This window comes from uncultured Cocleimonas sp. (assembly GCF_947495625.1).
In the GTDB taxonomy this organism is placed as follows: domain Bacteria; phylum Pseudomonadota; class Gammaproteobacteria; order Thiotrichales; family Thiotrichaceae; genus Cocleimonas.
In genome coordinates, this window is the sequence record NZ_CANLZW010000050.1 from 13,095 (window position 1) to 27,325 (window position 14,231).

The 14,231-nt window shown below is 40.0% G+C and carries 13 protein-coding genes; 10 read left to right on the forward strand and 3 right to left on the reverse strand.

Annotated features, from left to right (window positions below):
• The first annotated feature begins 195 nt into the window (after window positions 1-195).
• The 7 genes from Q1A31_RS19655 to Q1A31_RS19685 all read left to right on the forward strand — a co-directional run bounded on the left by Q1A31_RS19655 (window position 196) and on the right by Q1A31_RS19685 (window position 6,752).
• The gene (locus Q1A31_RS19655) at window positions 196-684 is read left to right on the forward strand and encodes a winged helix-turn-helix transcriptional regulator (protein WP_299881067.1); all 489 of its coding nucleotides are present in this window, start codon (window positions 196-198) and stop codon (window positions 682-684) included.
• 215 nt (window positions 685-899) lie between these two features.
• Window positions 900-2,003: an ABC transporter ATP-binding protein gene (locus tag Q1A31_RS19660; RefSeq protein WP_299881069.1), complete on the forward strand. Its 1,104-nt coding sequence runs from the start codon at window positions 900-902 to the stop codon at window positions 2,001-2,003.
• Between the two features lie 121 nt (window positions 2,004-2,124).
• Window positions 2,125-3,222 carry an ABC transporter substrate-binding protein gene (locus tag Q1A31_RS19665; protein WP_299881071.1) on the forward strand — a complete coding sequence of 366 codons (1,098 nt, stop codon included), beginning with the start codon at window positions 2,125-2,127 and terminating at the stop codon, window positions 3,220-3,222.
• A 108-nt stretch (window positions 3,223-3,330) separates the two neighbouring features.
• Window positions 3,331-4,602: an ABC transporter permease gene (locus tag Q1A31_RS19670; protein ID WP_299881073.1), complete on the forward strand. Its 1,272-nt coding sequence runs from the start codon at window positions 3,331-3,333 to the stop codon at window positions 4,600-4,602.
• A gap of 14 nt (window positions 4,603-4,616) precedes the next feature.
• On the forward strand, window positions 4,617-5,468 hold the full coding sequence (locus tag Q1A31_RS19675; protein ID WP_299881075.1) for an ABC transporter permease: 852 nt from the start codon (window positions 4,617-4,619) through the stop codon (window positions 5,466-5,468).
• Between the two features lie 96 nt (window positions 5,469-5,564).
• Window positions 5,565-6,464, forward strand: coding sequence for a hypothetical protein (locus tag Q1A31_RS19680; protein ID WP_299881077.1), 900 nt, complete (start codon window positions 5,565-5,567; stop codon window positions 6,462-6,464).
• 159 nt (window positions 6,465-6,623) lie between these two features.
• Window positions 6,624-6,752 carry a hypothetical protein gene (locus Q1A31_RS19685; protein WP_299881079.1) on the forward strand — a complete coding sequence of 43 codons (129 nt, stop codon included), beginning with the start codon at window positions 6,624-6,626 and terminating at the stop codon, window positions 6,750-6,752.
• A 106-nt stretch (window positions 6,753-6,858) separates the two neighbouring features.
• On the opposite strand, the gene Q1A31_RS19690 is transcribed toward Q1A31_RS19685, so the two are convergent.
• Window positions 6,859-7,488 (reverse strand): hypothetical protein, encoded by a 630-nt coding sequence (locus Q1A31_RS19690; protein ID WP_299881081.1) that lies wholly within the window; start codon window positions 7,486-7,488, stop codon window positions 6,859-6,861.
• Between the two features lie 373 nt (window positions 7,489-7,861).
• On the opposite strand from Q1A31_RS19690, the gene Q1A31_RS19695 reads away from it, so the two are divergent.
• Window positions 7,862-10,429 (forward strand): FAD-dependent oxidoreductase, encoded by a 2,568-nt coding sequence (locus Q1A31_RS19695; protein ID WP_299881084.1) that lies wholly within the window; start codon window positions 7,862-7,864, stop codon window positions 10,427-10,429.
• Between the two features lie 101 nt (window positions 10,430-10,530).
• Here Q1A31_RS19695 and Q1A31_RS19700 read toward each other — a convergent pair whose 3' ends face one another.
• Complete coding sequence (locus Q1A31_RS19700) at window positions 10,531-11,097, reverse strand: CBS domain-containing protein (RefSeq protein WP_299881086.1); 567 nt, start codon at window positions 11,095-11,097, stop codon at window positions 10,531-10,533.
• A 119-nt stretch (window positions 11,098-11,216) separates the two neighbouring features.
• Window positions 11,217-11,510, reverse strand: a complete 294-nt coding sequence (locus Q1A31_RS19705; protein ID WP_299881089.1) for a hypothetical protein — start codon at window positions 11,508-11,510, stop codon at window positions 11,217-11,219.
• Window positions 11,511-11,832: 322 nt separating this feature from the next.
• Here Q1A31_RS19705 and Q1A31_RS19710 point away from each other — a divergent pair, with 322 nt between their 5' ends.
• Complete coding sequence (locus Q1A31_RS19710; protein WP_299881091.1) at window positions 11,833-12,495, forward strand: peroxiredoxin; 663 nt, start codon at window positions 11,833-11,835, stop codon at window positions 12,493-12,495.
• A gap of 205 nt (window positions 12,496-12,700) precedes the next feature.
• Window positions 12,701-14,062: a D-serine ammonia-lyase gene (locus tag Q1A31_RS19715; protein ID WP_299881094.1), complete on the forward strand. Its 1,362-nt coding sequence runs from the start codon at window positions 12,701-12,703 to the stop codon at window positions 14,060-14,062.
• Window positions 14,063-14,231: the final 169 nt, after the last annotated feature.

The following is a 14,231-nucleotide window of genomic DNA, read 5'->3' on the forward strand; positions in this document are numbered from 1 at the left end:
ATTTACGTTTTTAAAAAACAAAAACCTAATATCATTCATAAGTAGGGGGGTGACCTTTATTTCAATCAAATGCCATAAATAATTAATTTAGTATTAAGATGCTTTAATTTGAACTTATTTGGCATAATATTCCTCTATCTCTGTATTACAGAGAACAAATATTAAACTTATAATTGATCAACAGGATGAAATATCGTGATTGAAAAAAACAAAATACTCTTACTGGATGCCATAGATAAACGCATTCTTCAAGAGCTACAAAATAACGCACGAATCTCAAATGTTGAATTATCCAAACGAGTAAATCTAAGCCCCACACCCTGCCTGGAAAGAGTCAAACGCCTTGAAAAAGCTGAAGTGATACAAGGTTACCATGCTGTTGTTTGTCCAATTAAAACGAATACCTCTTTGCTAGTATTTATTGAGGTCACACTCGAGAAAACGAACAACAAAGTTTTTCAAGAATTCGCCGATAGAGTCAATAATTATTCAGAAATTTTAGAATGCCATATGATTGCAGGAGGCTTTGATTACCTGTTAAAACTCCGTTTTAGTGATATTCAGCAATATAGAGAATTTCTTGGCAAAGGCTTAGGTACATTACCTTCTGTATCCCTTACTCACACTCATATAGTCAGTGAAGAAATTAAAGATACAAGCTATAACGACCTTCGAAATATATAACATTTTAAACATATAAATAAAAATCGCGAAAGCACCATAAAAAACAGCATTTAATCCTGTTATTTGTCATAAAACGACATATAAATACATATTAGACGCATCTAAAATTTATATTAATCATAAGTTTGACAATGAATATTCCTTAACCTATATTTTTTACAGAATTAATGTAAACGTACAGCTTTTTTAATAATAAAACACAGACCCATAAATTTATGCCTGAAAACAAAGAAGATTACCTAGTTAGATTCGAAAATGTTCAAAAGAGTTACGATGGCGAAATTCTCGTTGTTAAAGACCTAAATTTAAATATGGCAAAAGGTGAGTTTCTCACCATGTTAGGCCCTTCAGGGTCAGGCAAAACAACCTGCCTAATGATGCTCGCTGGGTTTGAGCCAGCAACACACGGCGAAATATTCTTAGATAATATTCCTATAAACCGAGTCCCTCCACATAAGCGTGGAATCGGTATGGTATTCCAAAGCTACGCCCTATTCCCACACATGACTATCGGCGAGAATTTAGCCTTTCCCTTAGAAGTTCGCAAAATGGGAAAATCCGAACGCGAAGAAAAAGTTAAAAATGCATTGGATATGGTACAGCTCGGTTCATTTGCTGATCGTCGCCCAGCCCAATTATCAGGTGGTCAGCAACAACGTGTTGCTGTAGCAAGATCGCTCGTATTTGATCCAGACGTGGTTCTAATGGATGAGCCTTTAGGCGCACTAGATAAGAATTTACGTGAGCAAATGCAGTATGAAATCAAACACATACACGAAAGACTTGGTGTAACGGTTTTATATGTAACGCATGACCAAAGTGAAGCACTCACTATGTCTGATCGCGTAGCAGTATTCGATGCGGGTGTGATTCAGCAGTTGGCACCACCAAATATTCTGTACGAAGAGCCTGAAAATGCATTCGTTGCAGATTTTATTGGTGATAATAATTGCTTACATGGCATCGTTACGAGCGAAACAGAAAACGGCTGTGTTGTGAAAACCGAAGATGGCTCCGAAATAAAAGCCAATAAAATAAATATTGCAGGTGTTGGTAAACCATCAACCTTATCAATTCGTCCTGAAAGAGTCATTGTTAACCCTGAACCTGGGCAAGTACCTAATGTATTCGAGGCTAAAGCCGCAGAACTCATTTATTTAGGCGACCATATTCGTACTCGTATGGAAGTCTGTGGAAACGATAATTTCTATGTGAAGATTCCCAATTCTTCACACCATGCTGACCTGAATAAAGGCGATACCGTTAAGATCGGCTGGAATGAATATGATTGTCGTGCACTAGATGCAACGAACAATTAATGAACTCTTAATCCGAGAGTCATCTGAAAGATTAGGCATTTGCCTCATACCCGTGTGAGAAAACTAAATTGTCGCACAATTAATCAAGACCATTATTACCATCAAAGGAGATTAATAAATAATGAAAACTTTTATCCAATGTAGCCTTGCTACTGCAATACTTGCAGCAAGCGTAAGCACAGCTCAGGCAGAAACCGAAATGGTTGTTGTGTCTTGGGGTGGAGCTTATACAAAGAGTCAGACAAAGGCTTATCACGAGCCTTACATGAAAATGAATCCTGATGTTAAAATCGTGAATGACGATTCCGCTGCTGAAGGCGCATCAAAGTTACGTGCTCAGGCAGAAGCAGGAAAGATATCATGGGATTTGGTTGATGTAGTTCCAGATGATGCTGTAGCACTATGTGACGAAGGTCTAGCAATAGAAATCGATCATGACAAGTTACTTGCACCTGCTCCTGATGGAACACTTCCTTCAGTAGACTTTGGTGATGCTTTAGTTTCACCATGTTTCATTCCACAAATTGTTTATTCAACGACTATAGGTTTTCGTACTGACAAAGTTGGAAGCACTCCACCAACAAGCATAAATGATGTTTTTGATACTAAAAAATATCCAGGCAAACGTGCTTTACAAAAGAACCCAGTAGGTAACCTTGAGTGGGCTTTAATGGCTGACGGTGTTGCTGGTAAAGACGTATACGAAGTATTAGGAACTGATGAAGGTGTAAAACGTGCATTCAAAAAGCTAGATACCATCAAGAAAGATGTTGTTTGGTGGACAAAAGGCGCTCAACCAGGTCAGTTATTGGCTGATGGTGAAGTAGTCATGGCTTCTGCTTATAACGGTCGTTTATTCTCAGCTATCGTAGAGAACAAGCAACCTGTAGGTATGATGTGGGATGCTCAATTATTTGAGTTAGATGGTTGGATCATTCCAAAAGGTGCACCACATCTTGAAGAAGTTTATAAGTACTTGAAATTTGCAACTGACACACAGCGTCTTGCTGATCAGGCAAAATATATTTCTTATGGACCAGCTCGTAAGTCATCTGCTGCATTAGTAGGTAAGCATGCTGAACTTGGGATAGATATGGCTCCTCATATGCCAACAAACCCAGTGAATGCTAAAAATACACTGTTCAAAGATATTAACTTCTGGGCTGATCGCAAAGAAGAGCTTGCAGAGAAGTTTGAAGCTTGGTTAGCAAAAAGCTAAGTTAGATTTTAGAAAAATTTAGCACTACAAATTTGATCGGAGAGTGAATCTCTCCGATCAGGTTTTAAATACCAAGACCTTTATCAACCTTAATCCGCTGGAATTAGCATGAGTCAAAGCGATACATCAACTTTAAAAACAGCAGACGGCATTTCTTTAAAGTTAAGTTTACAACGTTCACTGCGCAGAAAAAAACGTAATGCTTTATTGCTAGTTGCACCACTATTTCTATTCATACTAATTACATTCATCATCCCCATTGCTTATATGCTGGTTCGCAGCGTAGACAACCAGATTTTCGCTGAAATTTTACCTACGACCGCACCTTTATTGGCAAAATGGGATCCATTATCAGGGAATACACCTGATGAAGAAGTCTTCAAAGCTTTTATCACAGATGGAAAAGTAGCTGCACAAGCAAAAACAATTAATCGTTTAGGCAAACGCCTGAACTATGAGAAATCAGGTATCTCTAGCCTGTTCCGCAAGACTGGTCGAAACCTGAGAAAGCTCGAACCTGAAAAATTAACAACCTCCTATAAAGAGGCCCTAATAAAAATTGATAAAAAATGGGGCCAGGTAGATACCTGGGAAATCCTTCATCGAGAAAGTGGCAAATACACTAAATCCTATTTCCTTTCTGCTGTTGACATGAAATACGATGCTAACGGTATGCAATGGAAAGATGATGACAGTCGTATTTATCTAAATCTATTCAAAAGAACCTTATGGCTCAGTTTTCTCATTACCTTTCTCACCGTACTGTTAGGTTATCCAATTGCCTATCTCCTGGCCACATTAAAGACCAGTACCAGTAACCTGTTAATTATTCTGGTGCTATTACCTTTCTGGACATCACTATTAGTTCGAACAAGCTCCTGGATAGCACTGCTACAGAAGGAAGGTGTCATCAATGACTTCCTGTTTGCCATCGGTTTGATAACCGATGAAGGCCGACTGGCGATGATTCACAATCAAACGGGTACCGTCATAGCCATGACGCATATATTGCTTCCGTTTATGATATTGCCCTTGTTCAGTGTTATGAAAACAATTAACCCGAGCTATGTCCGTGCTGCTCGCTCAATGGGTGCCACATCCTTTACTGCCTTTAGACGGGTTTATTTTCCAAATACGATAGCTGGAATAGGAGCCGGAGGAATTTTAGTCTTTATCTTATCCATCGGTTACTACATAACGCCAGCGCTGGTAGGTGGAACGCAAGGAACCTTGATAAGTAACTTCATCGCCTATCATATATCTGGATCTCTGAACTGGGGCCTAGCCGCGGCATTAGGGACTATACTGCTTTTACTAGTAGTCGCACTGTACATTCTCTACGACAAGATTGTCGGCATTGATAATATGAAATTAGGTTAGGAAGGGAACTCGATATGGCATTACCATTACATGCAACTACCGGCGAAAGAGTCTGGCATTACACTTTTCTAACCATTTGTGTTTTGATCTTTGGTTTTTTGATTATCCCGATTCTGGTTATCATTCCATTATCTTTTAATGCGCAGCCCTACTTCTCTTTTACACCGGAGATGGTCGCGTTTGATCCGGCAGGATATTCAACAAAATGGTACGAATCATTTTTCAATGATTCGAATTGGCAAGCTGCTGTAAGAAACTCATTAGTTATTGCACTTTTCTCTACCATCATTTCTACGTTTCTTGGGACACTGGCGGCGTTAGGCTTGAGCCAGAAAGACTTCCCTTTTAAAACCACCATTATGGGTATTCTGATTTCACCCATGATTGTGCCGCTGATTATATCTGCAACCGGTATGTTCTTTTTCTATGCGAAAATAAACCTACTCGGTACTCACATTGGCGTAATTCTGGCGCACGCGGCCTTAGCAACTCCATTTGTAGTGATAACGGTTACCGCAACACTGACTGGATTTGATCATAGTTTAACCCGTGCTGCAGCGAATCTTGGCTCATCACCCACTAATACATTCTTCCGAATCACCGTACCTTTAATTACACCCGGTGTAATATCAGGCGCGCTGTTCGCATTCATCACCTCATTCGACGAAGTGGTTGTTGTGCTGTTTATAGGTAGTGTTAATCAACGTACGATTCCGTGGGCAATGTTCTCTGGTATCCGCGAAGAAATCAGTCCGACGATTTTAGCAGTAGCTACATTATTGATTACGTTCTCCATAATCTTACTATTTATGGTTGAGTTATTACGCCGTAGAAATGAAAGATTGAGAGGCATTACTCCTCATTAAATGGTCTCAGATTAAGTAACCTTAATGATAGGCTAAACACACCCCCCACCTTTTGAGCCTTTTTTCATTAAAAGGCTTATTTATACTTAAAGGTAAATGATCAAATTTGTTATTAACTACTGGAATGGAAAGCTAGCGATAGGCTCTTCATTCTGGCTAGTATTTCTCGGCTTGATAATACTACTGAGCGTCGTAGAACCCCTATTTCTCAACACTATCTTTGACGACCCTAAACAACGTATCAATGCGACATTTGTATCCCTCGGCATTACCCGACTCCTTGTATTTCCCTGGCAACTCGTTGGATTAATTCGAGTTGTTGATAGAGAATTTATTAAATCCTCAAATACAATCAAAACACGATTGATACAATCTGCAATGATACTCTCAGTCCTGTTTACCTTTTCTTATAGCCTTGAATTAATACAAGACGCATACTCATATAAAAATAAAACCGAACGATCAGAAATCATTACTGAACAACCCGCATATACGCTTTCAATAAATCAACAATCACAACAATTACAACAATTACAGATTAAGGGTGATCTCGACATTGGAATCACCAAAGCCGTTTCCGCATTAATTAAAGAAAATAAGAATATTACCTCAGTGCTTCTGGAAAGTGATGGCGGGCACATATACGAAGGCAGAGGCCTTTCAAAGCTATTTACCCAGCACGAGCTAGATACCATTGTAGAAAAACAGTGTAGTAGCGCCTGTGCCAGTGCTTTCATAGGCGGTAAAAAACGTTACCTTGGAAAGAATGCGAAACTTGGTTTTCACCAATACAAGCTTGATTACTCAGCACATAAAAAATTAGTTCCTTTCCATAAGCCTGAAGAGGAGCAAGTACGAGATCTTGAGTTGTTTAAATCGAGAGGAATCACAACCGTATTTCTTGATAAAGTCTTTGCCAAAAAGCCCGATCAAATGTGGTTTCCTAGTCATACAGAACTACTCGAAGCAAAGGTTATTCATTCAACTTCGCCTTAAATAATTTAACTAAACAAAAACCAAATAATAGCTAAGAATATTTAATAAAACGTGAATATTTCACAAAGCTAAAGTGAATATATCACAAAGTGTTTGAGCCCCCAGTCCTATACTGATTTCAACCTGAAGGAACAGGTTAATTCTTAAAAGGAGAGTAAAATGTCATCACTTATCAAAACCCTAATCAGTAAGTTGAATCGTTTAAACGCACGGAATAGTTTTTCTGGATTAGAGGTCCACAAAAACCCGTTTGGTGCTGATCAGGATCTAACTATAAAAATCAAGTGATTGATATTTAGAATAATAACCAGACTAGTGCCTTACTAGTCTGGTTACATTTATTTCAAGTCACCCCCCTACTTTTGAGGGTTTTTCTTGTGATGACTCAGCAGAACTAATTATACATAGGCACTGGGTGATCAGCATTTTCCCTGTCTATTTGCCTGTCTAGTTGGCTATCTTTTTGTCTAGCTCTTTCCCTGGATAAGGAATTATTTGATGACACAGACACCAACTTAACTTCATCTTTTCTTTCCGTTGGTTCAGGTAATAATTTCAGAAATAAACCCAAAGACGCCAGCAGTATCGCGGTGCTAATAATTATCGCGACCGGATAATAGAGATTACCAGCCATATCAAGCTGGCTATATTTAATCACCATGATCAAACCCTCAAGTGACAAAGCAACGCAAACAGTGCCGATAAAGCGTGGCAGCGTTCTTCTCAAACTGGTAATCACATTATGCTCACCTTTATCTAGTCGGTACTCTTGATTAATAACCAACGCCAACTCAAATACTGCCAATGCAATAATACCGGTATTGATACTCTTTAAAATGACTGGCATGAATTCTTCACCAGCAATGATACTTTCACCCACCATCACTAACATTGAGATGGCGATCAACCCTGACAAGACAAAAAACAAAAAAGAAAATGCCCCTGCAAATAAAGACCTAATCGAAAAACCATCATGGTCTTTTTCTGCTAATTGTTTCTGTTTAATTTCACTATTATTATTCATGTAAACCTCGCAAACCCATTTTAATCATTCGCACTATCGGTCTAATAAACGCGTTGCGTCGATACTGCAAACATTGAAACTACTCAGACTGTGATTAAAGATACTGGTTCAGTAAGCAGAAACATAAATTTTAAGGCTTTGTATAATTTATTAAGTCACCCCCCTACTTCTGGGCACTTTTTTATACTCAGCTTTTTATACTAATGGCTTAACTCAATAAGCGAGTCCGACGCATTTTAAACATAAAATATCGTTTTTAAATAAGGTCAGCTTTTTGTTTCAGGCAAAATCATTCACATAGGATATTATTAGAGCAGTCCTAACGTGATTAATACCAAACCCATACTACAGATAGATCTAGAGAGTTAAACACATGGCAAAATTTCCGGAAAAAGCAAAAGTCGTCATTATCGGCCTCGGCGGCATTACTGGCTCATCAGTAGCGCATCACCTAATCGAACGCGGCTGGGATGACATTGTCGGCATCGACAAGTCAGCCATTCCAACAGATATCGGTTCAACCGCGCATGCATCTGATTTTTGCTTTAACACCATGCACGATCAAATGACCATGCACACCACTAAATACAGTATCGACTTCTTCGAGAAAATGGGCCGCTACGAACGCATTGGTGGTATCGAAGTTGCGCGTGTTGGCGATGATGGACGCATGGTAGAACTCAAGCGCCGTGTAACGTCTGGCAAGGCTTTCGGTAATCGTGTTGAAATGATTACACCCGCAGAAGCCAAAGAGAAATTTCCACACCTTGAAGAAGACGTGATTCAGGGCGCACTTTGGGATCCTGATGCAGGACTGGTTGTGCCACGTTCACAAACCGTTGCCGGTGAATTAGTGGAGATGGGTGTCGCATCTGGAAAGCTACAGTCCTTCGCCAACACGTCCTGTACCGGTTTAAAAATTGAAGATGGTCATATCAAAGGAGTAGAAACCAATCGCGGCTATATCGAAGCAGATTATGTCGTTTGTTGTGCCGGCCTTTGGGGACGTTTAATCGCAGAAATGGCCGGTGAAGATTTACCCATTATGCCTGTCGATCACCCGCTAACCTTCTTTGGCGGTTTTGACGAATTTGCCAATACAGGCAAAGAAATTGGTTACCCATTATTAAGAGATCAGGGTAACTCCGCATACTTACGCGATACAGGCGACCCTAAATCTGCCGAAGGTGGTCAAATAGAATGGGGTTATTATGAAGAGAAAGCGCCGCGAATGTGTCATCCTCGCGATATTTTAGAAAAAGAAGATTGCCGCTTATCACCTTCGATGCGCGATCTGGAACTAGAACAAGTCATAGAGCCCATGGAACGCGCCATGGAGCTCACCCCTATTCTTGGCGATCTGGGTTATGACGAGAAATACTCGTTTAACGGTTTACTACAAGTTACCGCTGATGGTGGCCCTTCTATTGGCGAATCAGCCAATGTTCGTGGCCTTTGGTACGTTGAATCTGTGTGGGTAAAAGATGGTCCTGGTACCGGCAAAATAGTCGCTGACTGGATGACTGATGGTGTTACTCAGTTTGATCATTCCAGTATCGATGTTGCCCGTTACTATCCGTTCCAACAAACCGAACAGTACATTGCTGATCGATGTTACGAGACGGCATTCAAAATCTATAATCCGCCGGTGCACAATCGCGAACCTTATACGGCAGCGCGTAATCATCACAAAAGCCCTTTCTGGGAACGCGAAAAAGAACTCGGTGGTTACTTCATGGAAGCCGTGGGCTGGGAACGCGCCCACGGTTACGCTTCTAACGAATATCTATTAGAAAAATGGGGAGATAAAGTCCCTGTGCGCGAAGTAGAATGGGAAAACCGTCATTTCTGGCGTGTATCCAACGCAGAACATCTGGAAATGTCAGAAAACGTGGGGATGATAAACCTTTGTCACTTTGCGGTTTATAATGTCACAGGCGACCAAGCCGCGGACTTTATGGAATTTCTCTGCGTAGCAAAGGTTGCGGGTGATACACCAACAGGCAAAGGTATTTACACACACTTTCTGGATCACACTGGTGGCGTTCGCGCTGATTTAACGGTATTGCGCCTTGCTGAAAACCACTACCGTGTTATCGACGGTGGTTACAACGGTAACCGTGACTTTGTGTGGATGAAGCGTCTGTCTGAAGATCACGGTTACACACAGCTATCTATTGTTGATCACTCCCCTGATTTTGGCTGTATCGGACTTTGGGGTCCAAATGCACGTACTACCTTAGAAAAGTTAGTCGCCAATCCGGAAGAGCTCAGCAATGAAAACTTTCCATTCGTAGCGGTTAAAGATATCGAGATTGCGGGTAAAACAGTATCCGCTTTCCGTATCTCCTACGTTGGTGAGCAAGGCTGGGAATTACATTTTAAATATGAAGATGGACTAGCAGTATGGGATGCGCTTTATGCAGAAGGCGTGCTACCAGTGGGCATCGAAACCTACGCCAGCAGTCGTCGCGTAGAAAAAAGTTTGCGTATTCAAAACACCGACATCCTCACCGAATACAATCTGCTAGAAGTCGATCTTGCACGTAAACTGGTAAAAGCCGCTGATTTCTACGGCAAAGAAGCTTACCTGAAAATTCGCGACAGAGAACACCAACCAGCGACATTGTGTACATTAAGCATGGAAGACAATACCGATGCCAATGGCGTAAAACGTTATCCATTGGGGAATTGTCCAATCATCGATCCAGAAACCGGTGAAGTTCTAATCGATTCTGTGGGTAGACGATCTTACACCACCAGTATCGAATACGGTCCAAGCATTGGTAAAAATATCGCGCTGGCGTTCATTCCACATGAATACTGCCAGCAAGGTCGAATTTTAGATATGGACTACTTCGATGAAATCTACAAAGTGAAAATCGAATCAGTTGGATACGGCGCGATGTATGATCCGGAAAATATTAAGACTCATTCTTAATATCTACAGTATATTTACTGGATCATTTATCAAGATTCAGAGCTAAGAAACAGACGCCCATAGATTATGGGCGTCTGCTAAAACCTGTTGGTATTTATCCCTTAAATACTGCCTATCGCATTAAATAAATCTGCAAACGAAGCATTTTTCGTCTCGATATCCAGTGGAATATGTAAACGACGCGCAATATCAGACGTGGAAATAATCCCTCTGATGTGATGCTTATTGGGTTCAATCACCATAAAGTGCCGCACCCCAGCCTTTTTAAGCGTTTCAACCACATCGCCAATGGTAGAGGACAATAGCTCCTTGTATTCCAGAGCCATGATTTCTTCTCTTGGCGTCATCAGATGCCTGACTAAAAGATCTTCACGATCGAGGCCTTTAGTCTGATGTATCAATAAGTTTTGATCGCTCAACTGATTTAAACTAATCGTACCTAACAGCTCTGACTCCCTATCTACCGCAATTTGTAAACGCACATGCATTTTTTGCATCAGATACTTAGCTTGAACCGCAGAAATATCTGACTCAATCATGAGTGGCTTATGTTTTTTAAAATCCGTGAAGACAGAAACGGCCGGAGAACTAAGGGTTATTTCGTCAAATTCCTCAGGTTGAACCAAGTGTTCAATACTGTTTAGTGGAAATAAATTCATCTTTTTCATAATCAAATACCTATTTTTATTTTTTACAATACACATGCCCAAACATTTATCTTAAAAAATGGGTAAGGCAGATGTTATTTAGCTAAAACAATGCTTTAGCTTATTAAACTGATTTAGATTTATCGATCAGAAAAAATAGGAGGACCACGAATATAAAGGGTCTTTTTGACATTGAGAATGGCTTTTTGCAAGACAGCAAATAAGCCAACGGTAAAAACTTCTACGATTAAATGGGAATTGGTTTGGGAAGCAGGTGCAAGATCTGGGCTATCGTCAAAATCAACGACATCAGGAATATAATGCTTATGGACGCTCGCATGCTCGTCATTCGATTTAAACGTATCCGTAGAGACGCTAACGATAAAGAACAGCGACACCAAACACAGAATAAATGTAAATTTAATAAAACGCATTTTTATAATTTTTTCTACCTAATGCTACCTATTACTACTTAAGTAAATAATAAGTGTAGTTTTTGCGTGTTTCTTTGCGCACGATACTACTAACATTTTTTAAGTCAAGATTTGAATGGGTGAGCTTTTTTAACTAATTCTTAGATCTTTCTTCCTGATTTCAATTCTCAACGAAGACAAAAATGCGAATATCAGGCATAAATCACTTATCTTAAAATGTAATATATAAATCTATTTATATCACTTTTACAGAAATTACTTTTCATGAATAATCCGTTCCACATTAACAACAACACTCAAACCAAATAAAAAAGGATTAAACATGTCAGCATTAAGAATAAATGATATAGCACCAGATTTTACCGCAAACACAACCTTAGGCACGATCAACTTTCACGAGTGGATTGGTGACAGTTGGGCTGTTTTATTTTCACACCCTAAAGACTTCACACCAGTTTGCACTACAGAGTTAGGTGAAGTTGCACGTTTACAACCTGAGTTTGAAAAACGCAATGTAAAAACAATTGGACTCAGCGCAGACTCAATTGATAATCATGGCGAATGGGAAAAAGACATTGCTGAAACGCAAGGTTCAACCGTTAACTTCCCAATGATTGGCGACGAAGACCTTAACGTATCGAAGCTTTACAATATGCTTCCTGTAGATGAAGAAGCTGATGCAGATGGTCGTACAGCGGCTAATAACCAAACCGTTCGCACTGTATTCGTTATCGGACCAGATAAGCGCATTAAACTAATGCTTACTTACCCAATGGCTACAGGTCGTAACTTCCAGGAAATCTTACGTGTTATTGATGCAATGCAGTTAACTGCAGAGTACAAAGTAGCGACACCAGTAAACTGGGTAGATGGCGATGACGTGATCATTGTACCGACTGTTTCTGATGAAGAAGCGAAAGGTCTTTTCCCAGCAGGATGGAAAACTATCAAGCCTTACTTAAGAACAACTAAGCAACCAGGATAAGTCATACTGGCTATCGCTTAAACACTGCAATAACCCACCTAATGTTATATATAATACTTTAAAGGGTGGGTTATTTTTTGCCTATAAATAACGCAAAGGCTACTTAAACCATCTACATTTTTTCCCAAAAAACGCTAATTAAGATAATACTTCTGGTCAGTCATCTATAATTAAAAAAGATACGATTACTCAGGAATTTCAATCAATGACCCGCAGCAGCGATACTCACTCAAATCTTAAATCCAACCTAATATCAGAGCACTCTTTAAAATTCCCAGAGATCAAAGACCTAGCAAATGCTAAAGCTGTATTTTGGATAAACAACCATCAACTACCTTTTGCTGATGCACGCTCAATAATTGATTTTTCAGAGAAACATGAAAACGATGCCGCTGAACGACTTAATAGATTTGCCCCTTACATCGCCTTAGCCTTTCCAGAGACTAGCGCTACTAACGGTATTATTGAATCTGAGTTGATTGTTGCACCTGCTATGCAGAAAAAACTCGAAGAGTATTACGATACTGACCTTCCTGGTCGGTTACTGATCAAGCTTGATAGTCACTTACCTATTTCTGGATCCATCAAAGCACGTGGTGGTATTTATGAAGTTTTAAAATATGCCGAAACCTTAGCGATCAAAGCGGGATTACTTACCATCGACGATGACTACGCTATTCTTCGCACAGAGCAATTTACTCAGTTCTTTAGCGATTACTCGTTAGTCGTTGGTTCAACAGGCAATCTTGGTTTGAGTATTGGCATTATGGGTGCGAGCCTTGGATTAAAAGTTACCGTTCACATGTCATCTGATGCCCGACAATGGAAAAAAGACTTATTACGCAGTAAAGGCGTGACCGTAGAAGAATATGAAGAAGATTACAGCTTCGCAGTAGCTCAAGGCAGAGCTGAAGCCGAAAAAGATCCAAACTGTCACTTTGTTGATGATGAATCTTCCGCCGATTTATTCCTGGGTTATTCCGTGGCAGCAAGACGCTTAAAGAATCAACTGAGTGATCTAAAAATCAAAGTTGATGATGAGCATCCACTATTTGTCTACTTACCCTGTGGTGTTGGTGGAGGCCCTGGTGGTCTTAGCTTTGGCCTGAAATTAGCATTTGGAGATAATGTTCACTGCATATTTGCCGAACCCACTCATGCACCCGCTGTCATTTTAGGTTTAGGAACAGGATTACACGAAGACATTAGCGCCAAAGATATAGGTTTAGATGGCTTAACCGCAGCAGATGGTTTAGCCGTTAGCCGACCTTCTGGCTTGGTGTGTAAAAACATGGAGCCATTACTTGATGGTGTATACACCGTTGAAGATAAAGAACTGTATCAACTAATTAAATTAGCCGCAGACACTGAGAAACTCCAACTAGAACCTTCTGCACTCGCAGGTTTCCCTGGCATCAACATCGTGAATAAGAACGAGAATTACCTAAAGGCTAAAGGTCTCATTGATAAAATGGAAAATGCTACGCATATTGCATGGGCAACGGGTGGAAGTATGGTTCCTGAACCTGTATGGCAGGACTACTATGATTTGGGTAAGGCTACATAGAGACTTCATAGAAACTAGTTACAACGATCTTTTAAATACTGACACCCCCCACCTTTTAGGCATTTTTTCCATATTGGTATAAAAAGTGCCCCAAAGATACTCTGTTCACCGTCAAGTAAATAATCCCATTTCGAATAGAAAAAACTAATGGATCACGATGCTACTAAAT

Excerpts from the sequence above, each read along its gene's own strand:
- Q1A31_RS19660 (WP_299881069.1), top strand. The coding sequence starts at position 900 with ATGCCTGAAAACAAAGAAGATTACCTAGTTAGATTCGAAAATGTTCAA.
- Q1A31_RS19665 (WP_299881071.1), top strand. The coding sequence starts at position 2,125 with ATGAAAACTTTTATCCAATGTAGCCTTGCTACTGCAATACTTGCAGCA.
- Q1A31_RS19670 (WP_299881073.1), top strand. The coding sequence starts at position 3,331 with ATGAGTCAAAGCGATACATCAACTTTAAAAACAGCAGACGGCATTTCT.
- Q1A31_RS19675 (WP_299881075.1), top strand. The coding sequence starts at position 4,617 with ATGGCATTACCATTACATGCAACTACCGGCGAAAGAGTCTGGCATTAC.
- Q1A31_RS19680 (WP_299881077.1), top strand. The coding sequence starts at position 5,565 with ATGATCAAATTTGTTATTAACTACTGGAATGGAAAGCTAGCGATAGGC.
- Q1A31_RS19685 (WP_299881079.1), top strand. The coding sequence starts at position 6,624 with ATGTCATCACTTATCAAAACCCTAATCAGTAAGTTGAATCGTTTAAAC.
- Q1A31_RS19690 (WP_299881081.1), bottom strand. The coding sequence starts at position 7,488 with ATGAATAATAATAGTGAAATTAAACAGAAACAATTAGCAGAAAAAGAC.
- Q1A31_RS19695 (WP_299881084.1), top strand. The coding sequence starts at position 7,862 with ATGGCAAAATTTCCGGAAAAAGCAAAAGTCGTCATTATCGGCCTCGGC.
- Q1A31_RS19700 (WP_299881086.1), bottom strand. The coding sequence starts at position 11,097 with ATGAAAAAGATGAATTTATTTCCACTAAACAGTATTGAACACTTGGTT.
- Q1A31_RS19705 (WP_299881089.1), bottom strand. The coding sequence starts at position 11,510 with ATGCGTTTTATTAAATTTACATTTATTCTGTGTTTGGTGTCGCTGTTC.
- Q1A31_RS19710 (WP_299881091.1), top strand. The coding sequence starts at position 11,833 with ATGTCAGCATTAAGAATAAATGATATAGCACCAGATTTTACCGCAAAC.
- Q1A31_RS19715 (WP_299881094.1), top strand. The coding sequence starts at position 12,701 with ATGACCCGCAGCAGCGATACTCACTCAAATCTTAAATCCAACCTAATA.